Genomic DNA, 16,340 nt, shown 5'->3' on the forward strand with positions numbered 1-16,340 from the left:
TCGAGGGCTTCTACAATCAACACCGCAGACACTCGGCCATCGGCTATATCAGCCCCGTCGAGATGGAGCTAAAATCGGCTTGAACGCCGTCCACTTTTTTGGGGGAAGATCAATTCTGGATTGCTTCGCTGCGCTCGCAATGACGCTGTGGAGGCAGCATGCGCCACACTGCGCCTCGTGCCCCGGACGCAGCGCAGCGTCACCCTGGCGATGCGAAGCATCGTCCAGCGACGATGCGCTGCAGAGCCGGAGCCCACGTCGCTGCGTCGTGCCGTGTGGCCCTGGATCCCGGCTCTGCGCCGCAACCGCTGCGCGTCCGGGACATGAGAGGGGCTCGGTGGTGCAGCAGGGCGGCGCCGACTCAGCCGACTGCCTCATCGTCAAACGGGGCGCGTTGCCCGTGCCGTGAAATCGGAAGTTGTGGATCATCATCCCGCGAGGGTATCTTAGTAGGACAATCCGTGTCTTCCACGCCACGATTGTTGTGTTCAAGCAACAGTGATTGGCGTTTTAACCCTCATCACCGGCCGTTCGCATCAGCGCCGCTTTTTGGCCACACCCGAACATGAATAAAATCACTCTAATGATTTAAGGGCAGCGGCAGTCTTCGACGGCGACGGAAAATCCCAAGGTCGATTCAAATCTTGGCTCTGATTTTTCGGGTCTGAAAGGGTTGACCGGGGAAACTGGTTTGCGATGAGCGCGAAGATTGACAAGCAGAGGCTGCCGAGCCGTCACGTGACGGAAGGCCCTGCGCGCGCGCCGCATCGGTCGTACTTCTACGCCATGGGTCTGACCACCGAGCAGATCCACCAGCCCTTCGTCGGCGTCGCCTCGTGCTGGAATGAAGCCGCCCCCTGCAACATCGCCCTGATGCGCCAGGCGCAGGCGGTTAAGAAGGGCGTGGCGTCGGCCGGTGGCACCCCCCGCGAATTCTGCACCATCACCGTCACCGACGGCATCGCCATGGGACATGACGGTATGCGCTCCTCGCTGCCGTCGCGCGAATGCATCGCCGACTCGGTCGAGCTGACGGTCCGCGGTCACGCCTACGACGCCCTGGTCGGCCTGGCCGGCTGCGACAAGTCGCTGCCGGGCATGATGATGGCGATGGTCCGTCTCAACGTGCCGTCGATTTTCATTTACGGCGGCTCGATCCTGCCCGGCAATTTCCGCGGGCAACAGGTCACCGTGCAGGACATGTTCGAGGCCGTCGGCAAGCACTCGGTCGGCGCCATGTCGGACGAGGATCTCGACGAGATCGAGCGCGTGGCCTGCCCCTCGGCGGGCGCTTGCGGCGCGCAGTTCACCGCCAACACCATGGCGACCGTCTCCGAGGCGATCGGCCTTGCGCTGCCTTACTCGGCCGGTGCCCCCGCACCTTATGAAATCCGCGACGCCTTCTGCATGACCGCGGGCGAGAAGGTGATGGACCTGATCGCCTCCAACATCCGGCCGCGCGACATCGTCACCCTTAAGGCGTTGGAGAATGCCGCTGCCGTGGTCGCCGCATCCGGCGGCTCGACCAATGCTGCGCTGCACCTGCCGGCGATCGCGCACGAGGCGGGCATAAAGTTTGACTTATTCGACGTCGCCGAAATCTTCAAAAAGACACCATATATCGCTGATTTGAAGCCGGGTGGCCGTTATGTCGCCAAAGACATGTTTGAAGTAGGTGGCATACCGCTTCTGATGAAGACGCTGCTCGACAACGGCTTCCTGCACGGTGATTGCATTACCGTCACGGGCCGGACGATCGCCGAAAACCTCAAGAGCGTGAAGTGGAATCCGCACCAAGACGTGGTGCACCCGGCAGACAAACCCATCACCGTCACGGGCGGTGTGGTCGGTCTGAAGGGCAATTTGGCGCCAGAAGGTGCGATCGTGAAAGTCGCGGGAATGTCCAACCTCAGGTTTACCGGTCCGGCCAGGTGCTTCGACCGTGAGGAGGACGCTTTCGAGGCGGTTCAGAAGCGCACCTACCGCGAAGGCGAAGTCATCGTGATCCGCTACGAGGGGCCGAAGGGCGGCCCCGGCATGCGGGAGATGCTCCAGACCACCGCGGCGCTGACCGGCCAGGGCATGGGCGGCAAGATCGCGCTCATCACCGACGGCCGTTTCTCCGGCGCCACCCGCGGCTTCTGCATCGGCCATGTCGGGCCCGAGGCCGCCATTGGCGGCCCGATCGGGCTGCTCGAGGACGGCGACATCATCGAGATCGACGCCGTCGCCGGTACCCTTAACGTAAAATTGAGCGACCAGGAGCTCGCCCAGCGCAAGACCAAATGGGCGGCTCGCGCGACTAACCACACGTCGGGTGCGCTCTGGAAGTATGCTCAGCAGGTTGGACCAGCGCTCGGGGGGGCGGTGACCCATCCGGGCGGCGCGCACGAGAAACAGTGCTATGCGGACATCTAGGCGTGCGATAGTTGCGTTTATGTTGGGGGCTGCTGCGCTGGCCGCGCCGGCGCTCGCCTTTGACGGCGCGCCGGTCAACAAGGATGCGACTATCCCGGTCGTGACCACCTTGCCAGGGGCTGCGAATACGGTTCGCACCAGAGTTCCGCCGGCGATCGCGTCCCAGGAAGCCTCGCTCAGCGCCCTGCAATATGCCGCCGAGGGCGGTCACCCCATCGCGCAGTGGAAGCTCGGCCGCATGTACGCCAATGGCGACGGCGTCGCCCAGGACGATCTGCGCGCCTTCGAATATTTCAGCCGCATCGCCAACGCACATGCCGAGGACAGCCCCTCGGCGCCGCAAGCGCAGATCGTGGCCAACGCCTTCGTCGCGCTCGGCCGCTACTATCTCAGCGGCATCCCGAACTCGAAGATCAAGTCGGATCCGGAGCGGGCGCGGGAGATGTTCTCTTATGCCGCGTCCTATTTCGGCAATGCGGACGCGCAGTACGATCTGGCCCGCCTGTACCTGAAGACGCCGGACGCCTCGCGCGAGGATTTCCGCTATGGCGCGCGCTGGCTCGGCCTCGCTGCCCAGAAGGGCCAGCATCAGGCCCAGGCGCTGCTCGGCCAGATGCTGTTCAACGGCGACCGCCTGCCGCGACAGGCCGCGCGCGGCCTGATGTGGCTGACGCTGGCCCGGGACAGCGCCGGGGCCGAGGAGACCTGGATCAAGGAAAGCTACAACCGCGCCTTCGCCAAGGCCTCCGACGATGACCGCGCCATGTGCCTGCAAATGCTGGAGCAGTGGGTGCAGGGCCGCCGGGAGTAACCTGCAGAGGCGGCGTTACGCCGCCTCGAGATCGAGATCCGCCCACACCGGCACGTGGTCCGACGGCTTCTCCCAGCCGCGCACATAGCTGTCGATACCGACATTGGCGAGCCGGTCGCTGGCCTGCGGCGACAGCAGCAAATGGTCGATGCGCAGGCCCTGGTTCTTCTGCCAGGCCCCGGCCTGATAGTCCCAGAAGGTGTAGAGCCCTCCCTCATCCGTGACCGCCCGCAAGGCGTCGGTCAGGCCGATCCCGAGCAGGGACTGAAAGCTCTCCCGCGTCTCGGCCTTGAACAGGGCGTCCTCGGTCCAGGCGGCGGGATTGTGCACGTCGCGCCCATGCGGGATGACGTTGAAATCGCCGGCAAGGATCAGCGGGACCTCCTCCTTGAGGCGCTCCTTCGAATACTCAAGAAGCCGCGACATCCATTTGAGCTTGTAGGGATATTTGTCGGTGCCGACCGGATTGCCGTTGGGCAGGTAGAGGCAGGCAATGCGCAACACCCCCTGCTTGAGCGTCACCACGCCTTCGAGGAAGCGGGCATGCGCATCCTCGTCGTCGCCGGCGAGGCCCGACTTGGTCTCGTCGAACCGGAGCTTGGAGAGCAGGGCGACGCCATTGAACGTCTTCTGCCCGTGCGTGACCACGTTGTAGCCGAGCGCCTCGATCTCCAGCCGCGGGAAGGCTTCGTCGACGCACTTGATCTCCTGAAGGCAGACGATGTCCGGCTGGCACTCCTTCAGCCAGGTCAGTAGCAGGTCGATGCGCTGCCGGACCGAGTTCACGTTCCAGGTGGCTACTCTGATGGGCATTGGGAGGGCTCCAGGCGGGAGCCACCGTTAGAACAAAATGCAAACGCACCCGTCAAGGCGGCCGCAGAATCTCCCACAAAATTAACCCGGCTTAAGCGCGCGCCGGGTCATTGATGCCCAAAAGGTTCCTCGGATGGAATGGCCGGACAAATCCATGACGCGAACTGAGCCGCGCGACGGCGTGATCGGTGCGTTTCTGTACTGGCTCGGCGGCTTCGAGATCGAGGACGGCCTGACCGCCGATCTCAGCGAGCGGGAGCTGCGGCGCATCCGCGCCAAGCAGATCGACGCGGTGACGCGGCTGATCCCGGTGACGATGGCCGTGACCATGCTCAACGTCGCCATCGTGCTGATCCTGTTCTGGGGCAGGGGCTGGAACGATTTTCTCGCGATCTGGGGCATGGCGTTCGCCGCCACCGCCTCGCTTGCGGTGCGTTCGTGGCGGCGGTCGCGTCGAAATCCGCTGCAGGAGGCCTCAAGCCGCGCCGCGCGGCAGGTGCTGCGACAGGCGTTCCTCCTCGCCGCGATCTGGGGCATGCTGCCGCTGGCGCTGTTCAGCCGCATCGGACCAACCAGCCAGCTCATCCTGGCCTGCCTGATGGTCGGCATGATGTCGGGCGGTGCGTTCACGCTGTCGACCTTCCCTCGTGCCGGCCTCGTCTATCTCGCCACCATGACGATCGCCTGCGTCGGCGCGCTGCTCTTGTGCGGCACCGGGCCGTATCTTGTGACAGCGGTATTCCTGCTGCTGTTCGCATTCTTCATGGCGCGCAACATCGTCTCCCAGGGCAACCTCTTCCTCGGCAATCTCAAGGCCCAGCTCGAGCTCGAGCGCCAGACCGAAATCATCTCGCTGCTGCTGAAGGACTTTCAGGAGAACGCCAGCGACTGGCTGTGGCAGACCGACGCCGAGGGGCATCTGGTCGACGTGCCCCAGCGCTTCGCCGACGTCGCGCAGCTGCCGCTTCCGCTGCTGAAGGGCTCGCATTTCGCCGACGTGCTCGACATGCTGTGCCCCGAGGACAAGAGCGCGGCCTACAACATTGTCGGCCTGATGGAGCAGGCCGAGCCGCTGCATGAGATGAATATCAAGGTCGTCGTCGGCGGCGAGGCACGGCTGTGGTCGCTGACGGCGAAGCCCGCCCACGATCGCGACGGCCAGTTCCTCGGCTATCGCGGCTTCGGCCGCGACGTGACCGAGCGCTGGCGCGCGGAAAAGGCCGAGGCCGAGAGCCGCGCCAAGTCCGACTTCCTCGCGGTGATGAGCCACGAGATCCGCACGCCGATGAACGGCGTGCTCGGGCTCGCCAGCATGCTGCTGGAGACAAAACTCGATCCGGAGCAGCGCGAGGCCGTGACCACGATCCGCGAGTCCGGCGACAATCTCCAGCGCATCCTCAATGACATCCTCGATCTGTCCAAGCTCGAGGCCGGCCGCTTCGCGTTCGAGGCGATCGACTTTGCGCCGCAGGCGCTGGTCGAGACCGCAGCGACCGTGGGACGCGCGAGCGCCAAGAGCAAGGGGCTTGCGGTCAAGGTCGAGCTCGATCCGAACCTGCCGCCGACGCTGCGCGGCGACGTCGCGCGCATCCGCCAGGTGCTGCTCAACCTCGTGTCCAATGCGGTGAAGTTCACCGACGACGGCGAGGTGACGATTTCGGCCACCTGCCAGGCACGGCGCGATCTGCTGGCGACCGTCGAATGGACGGTGACCGACAGTGGCATCGGCATCGCCCCCGAAAAACTAGGCCAGCTGTTCAGCGACTTCGCCCAGGCCGACGCCTCGATCAGCCGCCGCTTCGGCGGCACTGGCCTCGGTCTTGCGATCTCCCGGCGCATCATCGAGCAGATGGGTGGCACCATCGGCGTCACCTCGATCCCAGGCAAGGGCTCGACCTTCCGCTTCACGCTGGTGTTGCCCTGGAGCCAGGCGCAGGCGTCCGACCAACATGCTGGCCGCGACGACGCCGACGATCTCAAGGCCCGTATCGCCGGGCTCGACCGGCCGCTGACGGTGCTGGTCGCCGAGGACGACGCCGTCAACCGCATGGTCGTGAGCAAGATGCTCGGCGGATTCGATGTCGAGCTGCGCGTCGTCGCCGACGGCGTCGACGCCGTCGCGGCAGCCTCTGAAGGCGACTACGATGTCGTGCTGATGGATGTGCGCATGCCCGACATGGACGGCCTGGCCGCAACCCGTGCGATCCGCGCACAAGGCGGGCGCTTCGACGCGCTGCCGATCATCGCGCTGACCGCCAACGCCTTCCCTGAGGACGTCAGGATCTGCCGCGAAGCGGGCATGTCGGACTTCCTGGCCAAGCCGCTGCGCAAGCCTGCGCTCGTCGCGGCCTTGCTACGAGCATTGGACGGCCACGTCATGTCGGAGGACGCGCCGCTTCAGCCGCAGCTGATGCCGGCCGAGGTGGAGTGGACGGACGAGGAAAGGCAGATGACCGGCACGTAAGCGCTCAGACCGAGAAGCTGGTCCCGCAGCCGCACGAGGCCGTCGCGTTGGGGTTGTTGACGCGGAACGAGGCGCCGATCAAATCGTCGACGAAATCGACCTGCGATCCCGCAAGGAACGGTTGCGAGGCGGAGTCTACCAGCACCACCGCATTGTCCTGCTCGATCACGAGGTCGTCGTCGGTGCGGGCGCGGTCGATGTCGAACTTGTACTGGAAACCCGAGCAGCCGCCGCCTTCGACGGAAATGCGCAGCATCGCGCCAGAACCTTCGCCCTTGAGGATCTCCCCAATCCGGCGTGCGGCCCGGTCGCTGATGGTCACGGCAGTCGTCATTACTGGTCTCCAATAGTCCCCGCGGTCATACCAAATTCATTTGCCCAATTCATTTGGTATCCCGTGTCCGACATAGTTAAGTGCCACCATACGCAGAATCAAATGGATAGGGACTAAATTCGCCGTGTCCGTCGGAATGGCTGCCCCCCGCGCGCCCTATGCCTGCGACCCCGATCGCAGCCGCGGCCGGCTGGTCGCCGAGCCCCCGAGCCGGACCCGCAGCCCGTTCCGGCGCGATTGCGACCGCGTGATCCATTCCACCGCGTTCCGCCGCCTGAAGTACAAGACCCAGGTGTTCGTGTTCCACGAGGGCGACCACTACCGCACCCGGCTGACCCATTCGCTGGAGGTGGCGCAGATCGCCCGCGCGCTGGCCCGGCAACTCGGGCTGGACGAGGATCTCACCGAAACGCTGGCGCTCGCCCATGATCTCGGTCATCCGCCGTTCGGTCATGCCGGCGAGCGGGCGCTGGACGCCTGCCTGAAGGAGTTTGGCGGCTTCGACCACAACGCCCAGACGCTCCGGGTCGTCACCGCGCTGGAGCACCGCTATCCCGACTTCGATGGGCTGAACCTGACCTGGGAATCGCTGGAGGGCATCGTCAAGCACAACGGCCCGCTGACCGATCGCAGCGGCGCGCCGACCGAGCGCTACCGCGAGCACGGTGTTCCCGTCGGCATCGCCGACTATATCAAGACCTATGACCTCGAATTATGGAGCTTTGCCTCGCTCGAGGCGCAGGTCGCCGCGATCGCCGACGACATCGCCTATGACGCCCACGACATCGATGACGGCCTGCGCGCCGGCCTGTTCCACCTCGACGATCTCAAGGTGATGCCGCTGACCGCGGAGATCATCGCCGAGACCTCGGCGCAGTATCCCGATCTCGAAGATGTCAGGCGCGGCGCAGAGCTGGTGCGCGAGCTGATCTCGCATCTGATCGGTGCGGTGTTCGCCGAGGCGCAGAAGAACCTTGCGGCGGTCAAACCGCAATCGGCTCAGGATGTGCGCCAGCAGAGCCGGGCGCTGGTCGCGTTCCCAGCCGAGGTCGCCGAAGAAGAGGCCGCCATCAAGCGCTTCCTGTACCAGCACATGTACCGCCACAAGCGGGTGATGCGAGTGATGGGGGAGGCGGAGCAGATCCTGTTCGAGCTGTTCGCGAAGTACCTGAAGGAGCCGTCTGAACTGCCGCCGGAATGGCTGGTGGGGGCGGAGGCGGACAATGAGGGCGACCGGGCCCGCCGGATCGGCAATTTCATTGCCGGAATGACCGATCGTTTCGCCCTGACCGAGCACCAGCGGCTCTTTGACTCGACCCCGGATTTGCGTTAGGCGGCGGCCATGCCCGACACATCCTCATCCCTGCACCTGTTCGCCGACGTGCTCGCGCGTGTGCACGCCGCCTGCCGTACGCTGGCCGTGGACGCCAACTGGCCTGAGGGCATCGATTTCTCGCGCGTGGTGGTCGAGCCGCCGCGCGATGCCTCCCATGGTGACATGGCGACCAACGCCGCCATGGTGCTTGCGAAAGAGGCGAAGGCAAAACCCCGCGATCTCGCCGAGCAGATCGCCGAGCGGCTGCGCACGGATGCGCTGATCGCCAAGGTCGACGTCGCCGGCCCCGGCTTCATCAACTTGACGCTGAAGCCGGCCGCCTGGGCCGAGGCGCTGCGGACGGTGCTGCGCGAGGGCGCCGATTACGGCCGCGTCCGCGGCGGCTCCAAGGTCAATGTCGAATACGTCTCGGCCAACCCGACCGGGCCGATGCATGTCGGTCACTGTCGCGGCGCCGTGTTTGGCGACGCGTTGGCGAGCCTGCTTCAGTTCGCGGGCCACGACGTCACGCGCGAATACTACATCAACGACGCCGGCGCCCAGGTCGACGTGCTCGCACGCTCCGCCTTCCTGAGGTATCGCGAGGCGCTCGGCGAGGACATTGGCGCGATCCCGGAAGGACTCTATCCCGGTGACTACCTCAAGCCCGTCGGCGCGGCGCTGGCCGAGGAGCATGGCGACAAGCTCCGCGGGGTGAGCGAGGCCGAGTGGCTGCCGACGGTGCGCGCCAAGGCGATCGCGATGATGATGGACGAGATCAAGGACGATCTCGCCGCCCTCAACATTCGCCACGACGTGTTCTTCTCGGAGCGCTCGCTGATCGAGACCGGCAACAACAAGGTTGCCGAGACCATCGATTTCCTGCAGGCCAAGGGAGACATCTACGAAGGTCGCCTGCCGCCGCCAAAGGGCGCGCCGGTCGAGGATTGGGAAGACCGCGAGCAGTTGCTGTTCAAGGCGACCGCTTACGGCGACGACGTTGATCGACCGCTGATCAAGTCGGACAATTCCTACACCTACTTCGCCTCCGACATCGCCTACCACAAGAACAAGTTCGACCGTGGTTTTGCGGAGATGATCGACGTCTGGGGCGCCGACCATGGCGGCTACATCAAGCGCATGCAGGCGGCGGTGAAGGCGACGACATCAGGCAAGGGCGCTCTCGACGTCAAGATCGTCCAGCTCGTGAAGTTGCTGCGCAATGGCGAGCCCGTCAAAATGTCGAAGAGGAGCGGGGACTTCGTCACCTTGCGTGAGGTGGTGGATGAGGTCGGCCAGGACGCCGTCCGCTTCATGATGCTCTACCGCAAGAACGATGCGGTGCTCGACTTCGACCTCGCCAAGGTGATGGAGCAGTCGCGCGACAACCCGGTGTTCTACGTCCAGTATGGTCACGCCCGCGGTCACTCAATCTTCCGCAACGCGCGAGCCGAGGTGTTCCCGGAACTGCCCGGGAATACCGCCGAGCGGATCGCCTGGCTGAGTGAGTCGGCCGTGGAACGGCTGTCAGACCCGGTCGAACTCGATCTTCTCAAGCGCCTCGCAATTTATCCGCGGGTGATGGAAGCTGCCGCCGCGGCGCACGAGCCGCACCGAATTGCCTTTTATCTCTATGATTTAGCCAGCGAATTTCATGCGCTTTGGACGAAAGGGCGCGATTTGCCCTATTTACGCTTCATTATCAATAATGATGCAGATCTTACAAAAGCGCGACTGGCCATGGTCCAGGGCGTCGTCTCTGTCCTGGCATCGGGCCTCGCCATCCTCGGCGTCCATGCCCCGGACGAGATGCGGTAGTTTGGGGCGAACTACCTAATGGGAATTCGGGGGGTAACCGGCAGAAGCCGGATCGCTTAGACTTGGTTGAAAGCCTTGTGGGTCGAAAGCCGTGCCTTGGTCGAGGGGCGCGCGGCTTTCCCGAAGGGACGCATCATCACGATGGCCGAACGATATCAGGACAGACCGTTTCCCTCCGATGACTATGGTCGCGGTAGCGATCAGCATGGGAAGGCGGAAAATGATCCCTTGGCCGAGCTCGCCCGTCTGATCGGACAGACCGATCCGTTCGCAGCGCAGTCGCGGCCAACTGTGCGCCCGACGGCGGCGCCTGCCCGGAGCTATCGGGAAGACGACCATCGCCAGGACGATGATCAGCAGGACTATGCTGAGCAGCCTCCGCCGCCGCCCGGGCCGCCCTCATGGATGCGGCGCGCTAACGTGCAGCCGCAGCCGGCACCCGCGCCGGAGCCTGACTATCCCGTCTCCGTAAACCCGGTTCATCCGTTGCATCGCTATTCGGCCCAGCCGACTGCGCCTGCCCCAGAGCCGGATTTTCATCAGCCGCAGACCCATCAGGATCACGCTTATCAAGCTCAAGCGTATCAGGATCAGGCCTATCAGCAGCACGGACAGGCTTATCAGGAACAGGCCTATCAGGAGCCGTACGCGCAGCCCGATCCGTCGCGCTACGATGATGCGCTCTATGGCCGGCTCGAGGCAGGCGAGCAGGACTACCAGCGCGATCCGGCCTATCCCGACGATCCCTACGCGTACCAGAACGACTATCCCGACGCCGAACTTGACGAGCCGAAGAAGCGGCGCGGCGGCATGATGACGGTCGCGGCGATCCTCGCGCTTGCCGTTGTCGGGACTGGCGCTGCGTTTGCCTACAAGACCTATGTGGGTTCGCCTCGCAGCGGCGAGCCGCCGATCATCAAGGCCGACAACACGCCGACCAAGATCGTGCCCGCGCCGACGGACTCCACGGCCAAGGTGCCGGATCGCATGGTGAGCGGTGACGGCACCGAGAAGATCGTGCCGCGCGAGGAGGCGCCTGTCGACGTCAACGCCAGGGCGGGTGGACCCCGTGTGGTGTTCCCGCCGCTGAACCAGAATGCGAACCCGCCGTCGGTAGCGAGTGTGTCGCCGTCGATGGTGCCGCCGCCAAGCGCAGGGCCGACTCCGAGCAACGGCACACTGCCGAACAATTCGCCGCGTTCGATCAGGACGGTGGCCGTGAAAGGCGATCAGACCGATAGCGCCGCACCGCAATCCGCCGCTGCGAAGCCGGCAGCTGCGCCAAAACCTGTTGTCGCGCCGCCTGCACCAATCGCGTCGCGCAATCCGCCGACCTCGGCCAATGCCAGCGCCAACCAGCCTATGTCGCTCGCGCCGCAATCGGGACCGACGGCCGAGCCTCCGCAGCGGATGGCTGCGACCAATCCGACGCAACTCGCCCCCACCAGCAGCGGCGGCTACATCGTGCAGGTCTCCTCGCAGCAGAGCGAGGACAGCGCCGCCGCATCCTATCGGGTGCTTCAGAGCAAGTATGGCAGCGTGCTCGGATCGCGCTCGCCGGTGATCAAGCGCGTCGACCTCACCGACAAGGGCAAGGGCATCGTCTACCGCGCCTTCGCCGGTCCCTATGGTTCGGCAGAGGAGGCGACGCAGGCATGCAACAGCCTCAAGTCCGCAGGCCTGTCCGCCTGCTTCGTCCAGAGGAATTAACGGCCGTTTCCTTGACCCCCTCGCGGGGCAGGGTTAATCGGCCGTTATGAGCACGCGGGCCTTCATTACCGGCGTATCCGGAACGGAACTGACCGCCGCCGAGCGGGAGTTTATCCGTGCCGAACGCCCATGGGGCTTCATCCTGTTCAAGCGCAATGTCGCGACACCGGCGCAAGTTGCTGCATTGGTTGCGGAATTGCGAGCTGTGTCGGAAGCCGCCGACGCGCCCGTCCTGATTGATCAGGAGGGCGGTCGGGTGCAGCGGCTGGGGCCGCCGCACTGGCCGATCTATCCGCCGGGGACCGTATTCGCGACTTTGTACGACACTGATTCGGCGCTCGGGCTCACTGCGGCGCGCCTGAGCGCCCGCCTGATCGCGGCCGATCTCGCCGATCTCGGCATTACCGTGGATTGCCTGCCGCTCGCTGACGTGCCGGTGCCGGGTGCCGATGCCGTCATCGGCAACCGGGCCTACGGCACGGAGCCGGGCAAGGTCGCGGCGATTGCCCGTGCGGTCACCGAAGGCCTGGAGCAGGGCGGCGTTCTGCCGGTTCTGAAGCACATCCCCGGTCATGGCCGGGCCACCGCCGACACCCATTTCAAGCTGCCGACGGTCGATACGCCCCGGGACGAGCTGGAGCGGACCGATTTCGCCGCGTTCAAGCCGCTTTCGGACCTGCCGATGGCCATGACTGCACATGTTGTGTTTAGCGCGGTCGACTCCGCCCATCCGGCGACGACATCTGCGACAATGATTGCTGACGTGATTCGCGGCGCAATCGGGTTCCAGGGTTTGTTAATGAGTGATGACGTGTCGATGAACGCGCTGTCGGGGAATATCGCCGAGCGGACCCGCGCTATCTTTGCGGCCGGTTGCGACGTGGCCCTGCATTGCAACGGCAACATCGCGGAGATGCACGACGTCGCTGGGCAGACACCCGAACTGTCCGGCAGGGCACTGGAGCGGGCGAAAGCCGCGCTCGCCGCACGCAAGCCGCCGCAGCCGTTCGACCGGGCGGCCGCACGCGCGGAACTGGACGCATTGATCGCACGGGCAAACACGGCATCCGCATGACCGCAGAAATCCTATCGTTCGAAACCGGGCGGCCCGCAGAGCTCGCCGAGGGTGAGCCGGCGTTGGTCGTGGACGTCGAAGGCTATGAGGGCCCGCTCGACCTGTTGCTCGCACTGGCACGGCAGCAGAAGGTCGACCTTGCCAAGATTTCGATCCTGGCGCTGGCGGACCAGTATCTCCACTTCATCGAAGCTGCGCGGAAGATCCGGCTGGAACTCGCTGCTGATTATCTCGTGATGGCGGCCTGGCTCGCCTTCCTGAAATCGCGCCTGCTGCTGCCGGAGCCGCCGAGCGCGGAAGGCCCGAGCGCCGAGCAGATGGCGACCGCGCTCGCCAACCGTCTGCGCCGGCTGGAAGCCATTCGCGAAGCCGCCAATCGGCTGATGAACAGGCCGCAATTGCAGCGCGACATCTTCCCGCGCGGCGAGCCCGAGCAGATCGCCGAGATCAAGCATCCGAAATACACGGCGACGCTGTACGACCTGCTCACCGCCTATGCGGCGCAGCGGCAGTCGCGCGTGCTGGCGAGCGTGCATCTGGCCAAGCGCACGGTGTGGTCGCTCGCCGAAGCGCGCGCCACGCTGGAGCGGCTGGTCGGCAGCATCAGTGAACAGGACGACTGGGGCGTTCTCGACGACTTCCTGATCCGGCATGTCGCCGATCCGACGCAGCGCGCGACGGTGTTCGCCTCGAGCTTTGCCGCCGCGCTCGAACTGGTGCGCGAAGGCCAGCTCGAGCTGAACCAGAAAGAGGCGTTTGCGCCCATCTATTTCCGGAAGGGGCGTCCTAAACCGGTTCCGGACGCAGCTCCTGCGCCCGATGCGCCGGTCGGTTAAGTGCAAGAAGGAGAATCTGCCATGGCAAGCCTGGCTGAAGTGCGGGTAGAAGAGGCCGAGCCGATGGACAACGAATCCCAGGCACGTCCCGAGGAATTGCGGCTGCTGGAAGCGCTGCTGTTCGCTTCGAGTGAACCGCTGGATACCGCGACGCTGGCCAAGCGGATGCCGGATGGCGTCGACGTCAAGGCGGCGCTCGAGCAGCTCCAGGCCGATTATGCCTCGCGCGGCGTGAACCTCGTGCGCGTCGCCAACAAATGGACCTTCCGCACGGCCGGCGATCTCGCCTGGCTGATGACGCGGGAGAGCACCGAGACCCGCCGCCTGTCGCGTGCGGCAATCGAGGTACTGGCGATCATCGCCTATCACCAGCCGGTGACACGCGCCGAGATCGAGGAGATCCGCGGCGTTGTCACCTCGAAGGGCACGCTGGACGTGCTGCTGGAGACCGGCTGGATCAAGCCGCGCGGACGGCGCAAGACGCCCGGGCGCCCATTGACCTTCGGAACCACCGAGGACTTCCTGTCGCAGTTCACCCTGGAACAGCTCGGCGACCTGCCGGGCCTCGAAGAGCTGAAGGGCACGGGCCTGTTGGATTCGCGCCTGCCGACCGGATTCAGCGTGCCGACGCCGTCGGATGATCCGGCGCTGCGTGAGGACGAAGATCCGTTGGAACCGGGCGAGGACCTCGATCTGGCGCTGGCGCCGGCGGTCGAGCCCGAGGCGCCGGAAGGCGGCAATGAGGGTGGCGGCGAAGGCGGCACTGAAGAGTGACGCCGGTCCGTTCACGGGCCACTGCGACCGGTTAACACTAGCAAGATTGCGTAGTGCCAACAGCGAATTGGCGCTGCCTTGGTCCTTGTTTTTGAGACCCGCCAAGCCTAGTTTTGGGTGAAGATCGGCCGGTCCCCGGCCATGCGCGTTTGGAGGGTTGCAGGATGGGTTCACTCAGCATTTGGCACTGGATCTTGGTGATCGCAGTGGTCCTGCTGCTGTTCGGCCGCGGCAAGATTTCGGATCTGATGGGCGACGTGGCACAGGGCATCAAGGCGTTCAAGAAGGGCATGCAGGACGACGACAAGCCCGCTGAAAAGCCCGAGCCAAACAAGTCCATCGAGCACAACAACGCCGCGCCGACCGCGGCACGGTCCGACGTCGGCAGCAAGGCCGTCTGAGCCAGAGAGCATGCGAGACGCGGGTAGCCCCGATCCTGCGCGCGAGGGATTGGGCCGGCTTGCGGCTGGCGTGAACGGAAGACCTCATGTTCGACATCGGCTGGAGTGAACTGGTCCTTATCGGGGTCGTGGCCCTCATCGCCATCGGCCCGAAGGAGCTGCCGGGCGTGCTGCGCATGGTCGGGCAGTGGATGGGCAAGGCCCGCAAGATGGCCGCCGAATTCCAGGGCCAGTTCCAGGAAGCGATGCGCGAGGCCGAGATGGCCGACCTCAAGAAGAGCTTTGACGAGGTCAAGGAAGCAGCGACCGGCTTCAATCCGTTGACTTCGCTTCAGAAGGACGTCAGCGACGCGCTCCGCGTCGATGCGCTCGACAAGCCGGCCGAGACGCCAGCCACCAGCGCCGTCGAACCGCCGGCGACTTCAAGCGAAGCGCTGGCGACTTCAAATGAAGCGCCGGTAACGCCAACGACTCCGGAAGCCCCGACGCCCGCGACCTTCATGGAAGCCGAGGCGCATGCAGCCGCGAACGAGCCGCTGGCGATCACCCGTGAGGTCGAGCAGGCCCACGTCGCGCAAGACACCGCGCCATCCGAAGCGATCAAGGATGCCAAAGCGTCATGACCGACGCCGATATCGAGGCCAGCAAAGCCCCCTTGATGGACCATTTGATCGAGCTGCGGTCGCGGCTGATCAAGGCGCTGCTTGGCTTTGGCGTTGCCTTCATCTTCTGCTTCTTCTTCGCCAAGCAGATCTACAACGTGCTGGTCTGGCCGTTCGTGTGGGTCGCGGGTCCTGAGAATTCCAAGTTCATCTACACGGCGCTGCTGGAATATTTCATCACCCAGCTCAAGCTCGCGCTGTTCGGCGCCGGCTTCATCTCGTTCCCGATCGTCGCGACGCAAATCTACAAGTTCGTGGCGCCCGGTCTCTACAAGCACGAGAAGCAGGCCTTCCTGCCGTACCTGGTCGCGACCCCGTTCTTCTTCGTGCTGGGCGCGGCGCTAGTCTATTTCGTCGTGCTGCCGATGCTGGTCCGCTTCTCGCTCGGCATGCAGCAGGCCGGCAGCGACGAGACCGCGCAGATCCAGCTCTTGCCCAAGGTCGGCGAATATCTGTCGCTGATGATGTCGCTGATCTTCGCCTTCGGCATCGCCTTCCAGCTTCCGGTGATCCTGACGCTGCTCGGGCGGATCGGCATCATCACATCGAAGATGCTGCGCGAGAAGCGCCGCTATTTCATCGTCATCGCCTTCGTCATCGCGGCCGTGCTGACGCCGCCTGATGTGCTCAGCCAGTGCTCCCTGGCGATTCCCTTGCTGGCGCTCTACGAGGGTTCGATCATCGCGGTGTCGATGGTGGAGAAGAAGGTGGCGGCCTCGCAGGCCACCGGTACCGACGTGTCGACGCCGGCCAAGCCGGCGGAGTAAGGCGCTCCGATCTCCGCCGTCATTCCCCGCCACCGGGTCTCGCCTTCGGCGAGCCCGATGACAGGCTCCAGCGGGGAATCCAGTACGCCGCGGCCCCTCGGGGAATCACTCGCGTCTCTGGGATACTGGATCGCCCGCTTTC

Annotated in this window: 14 protein-coding genes; 12 read left to right on the plus strand and 2 right to left on the minus strand. The window is 64.9% G+C overall.

Translation table 11 applies throughout. The annotated features are described in order from the left end of the window. The first annotated feature begins 696 nt into the window (after nt 1-696). A complete protein-coding gene (gene ilvD, locus AAE027_RS05330) occupies nt 697-2,418 on the plus strand; it encodes a dihydroxy-acid dehydratase (RefSeq protein ID WP_370987197.1) in 1,722 nt (573 codons plus the stop codon). Next, entirely contained in the window at nt 2,405-3,229 is an 825-nt protein-coding gene (locus AAE027_RS05335; RefSeq protein WP_370987198.1) for a tetratricopeptide repeat protein, read from the plus strand. Before ilvD ends, AAE027_RS05335 begins: the two co-directional genes overlap by 14 nt. A gap of 15 nt (nt 3,230-3,244) precedes the next feature. Here AAE027_RS05335 and xth read toward each other — a convergent pair whose 3' ends face one another. Then, nucleotides 3,245-4,042, minus strand: a complete 798-nt coding sequence (gene xth / locus AAE027_RS05340; protein ID WP_128945869.1) for an exodeoxyribonuclease III — start codon at nt 4,040-4,042, stop codon at nt 3,245-3,247. Nucleotides 4,043-4,175: 133 nt separating this feature from the next. Between xth and AAE027_RS05345 the strand changes: the two genes are divergently transcribed. Further along, nucleotides 4,176-6,506, plus strand: a complete 2,331-nt coding sequence (locus AAE027_RS05345; protein ID WP_370987199.1) for a hybrid sensor histidine kinase/response regulator — start codon at nt 4,176-4,178, stop codon at nt 6,504-6,506. Between the two features lie 4 nt (nt 6,507-6,510). Here AAE027_RS05345 and erpA read toward each other — a convergent pair whose 3' ends face one another. Then, the gene (gene erpA / locus AAE027_RS05350) at nt 6,511-6,840 is read right to left on the minus strand and encodes an iron-sulfur cluster insertion protein ErpA (RefSeq protein WP_024342679.1); all 330 of its coding nucleotides are present in this window, start codon (nt 6,838-6,840) and stop codon (nt 6,511-6,513) included. A 124-nt stretch (nt 6,841-6,964) separates the two neighbouring features. Between erpA and AAE027_RS05355 the strand changes: the two genes are divergently transcribed. From AAE027_RS05355 to tatC, 9 genes are all read left to right on the plus strand, one after another. Beyond that, nucleotides 6,965-8,173: a deoxyguanosinetriphosphate triphosphohydrolase gene (locus AAE027_RS05355; protein WP_370987200.1), complete on the plus strand. Its 1,209-nt coding sequence runs from the start codon at nt 6,965-6,967 to the stop codon at nt 8,171-8,173. A 9-nt stretch (nt 8,174-8,182) separates the two neighbouring features. Further along, a complete protein-coding gene (gene argS, locus AAE027_RS05360; RefSeq protein ID WP_370987201.1) occupies nt 8,183-9,973 on the plus strand; it encodes an arginine--tRNA ligase in 1,791 nt (596 codons plus the stop codon). Nucleotides 9,974-10,114: 141 nt separating this feature from the next. Beyond that, nucleotides 10,115-11,683, plus strand: coding sequence for an SPOR domain-containing protein (locus tag AAE027_RS05365; RefSeq protein ID WP_370987202.1), 1,569 nt, complete (start codon nt 10,115-10,117; stop codon nt 11,681-11,683). 46 nt (nt 11,684-11,729) lie between these two features. Further along, nucleotides 11,730-12,758: a beta-N-acetylhexosaminidase gene (gene nagZ, locus AAE027_RS05370; RefSeq protein WP_370987203.1), complete on the plus strand. Its 1,029-nt coding sequence runs from the start codon at nt 11,730-11,732 to the stop codon at nt 12,756-12,758. Continuing rightward, nucleotides 12,755-13,594 (plus strand): segregation and condensation protein A, encoded by an 840-nt coding sequence (locus AAE027_RS05375; RefSeq protein WP_128933604.1) that lies wholly within the window; start codon nt 12,755-12,757, stop codon nt 13,592-13,594. The genes nagZ and AAE027_RS05375 overlap by 4 nt, the downstream gene beginning before the upstream one ends. Nucleotides 13,595-13,615: 21 nt before the next feature. Then, nucleotides 13,616-14,368: an SMC-Scp complex subunit ScpB gene (gene scpB, locus AAE027_RS05380; RefSeq protein ID WP_165405914.1), complete on the plus strand. Its 753-nt coding sequence runs from the start codon at nt 13,616-13,618 to the stop codon at nt 14,366-14,368. 164 nt (nt 14,369-14,532) lie between these two features. After that, a complete protein-coding gene (locus tag AAE027_RS05385) occupies nt 14,533-14,769 on the plus strand; it encodes a twin-arginine translocase TatA/TatE family subunit (protein WP_091885538.1) in 237 nt (78 codons plus the stop codon). 86 nt (nt 14,770-14,855) lie between these two features. Then, nucleotides 14,856-15,392 carry a Sec-independent protein translocase protein TatB gene (gene tatB / locus AAE027_RS05390; protein ID WP_370987204.1) on the plus strand — a complete coding sequence of 179 codons (537 nt, stop codon included), beginning with the start codon at nt 14,856-14,858 and terminating at the stop codon, nt 15,390-15,392. Further along, nucleotides 15,389-16,198, plus strand: a complete 810-nt coding sequence (gene tatC / locus AAE027_RS05395) for a twin-arginine translocase subunit TatC (protein ID WP_370987205.1) — start codon at nt 15,389-15,391, stop codon at nt 16,196-16,198. Before tatB ends, tatC begins: the two co-directional genes overlap by 4 nt. Nucleotides 16,199-16,340 lie beyond the last annotated feature (142 nt).

Origin of the sequence: Bradyrhizobium sp. DN3 (assembly GCF_041357655.1) — a bacterium.
Taxonomy (GTDB): Bacteria; Pseudomonadota; Alphaproteobacteria; order Rhizobiales; family Xanthobacteraceae; genus Bradyrhizobium.

Bases quoted from the DNA above. Each gene is read 5' to 3' on its own strand.
- AAE027_RS05345 (WP_370987199.1), top strand. From the start codon at position 4,176: ATGGAATGGCCGGACAAATCCATGACGCGAACTGAGCCGCGCGACGGC.
- ilvD (WP_370987197.1), top strand. From the start codon at position 697: ATGAGCGCGAAGATTGACAAGCAGAGGCTGCCGAGCCGTCACGTGACG.
- tatC (WP_370987205.1), top strand. From the start codon at position 15,389: ATGACCGACGCCGATATCGAGGCCAGCAAAGCCCCCTTGATGGACCAT.
- AAE027_RS05365 (WP_370987202.1), top strand. From the start codon at position 10,115: ATGGCCGAACGATATCAGGACAGACCGTTTCCCTCCGATGACTATGGT.
- argS (WP_370987201.1), top strand. From the start codon at position 8,183: ATGCCCGACACATCCTCATCCCTGCACCTGTTCGCCGACGTGCTCGCG.
- xth (WP_128945869.1), bottom strand. From the start codon at position 4,042: ATGCCCATCAGAGTAGCCACCTGGAACGTGAACTCGGTCCGGCAGCGC.
- AAE027_RS05385 (WP_091885538.1), top strand. From the start codon at position 14,533: ATGGGTTCACTCAGCATTTGGCACTGGATCTTGGTGATCGCAGTGGTC.
- AAE027_RS05375 (WP_128933604.1), top strand. From the start codon at position 12,755: ATGACCGCAGAAATCCTATCGTTCGAAACCGGGCGGCCCGCAGAGCTC.
- nagZ (WP_370987203.1), top strand. From the start codon at position 11,730: ATGAGCACGCGGGCCTTCATTACCGGCGTATCCGGAACGGAACTGACC.
- scpB (WP_165405914.1), top strand. From the start codon at position 13,616: ATGGCAAGCCTGGCTGAAGTGCGGGTAGAAGAGGCCGAGCCGATGGAC.
- AAE027_RS05335 (WP_370987198.1), top strand. From the start codon at position 2,405: ATGCGGACATCTAGGCGTGCGATAGTTGCGTTTATGTTGGGGGCTGCT.
- erpA (WP_024342679.1), bottom strand. From the start codon at position 6,840: ATGACGACTGCCGTGACCATCAGCGACCGGGCCGCACGCCGGATTGGG.
- tatB (WP_370987204.1), top strand. From the start codon at position 14,856: ATGTTCGACATCGGCTGGAGTGAACTGGTCCTTATCGGGGTCGTGGCC.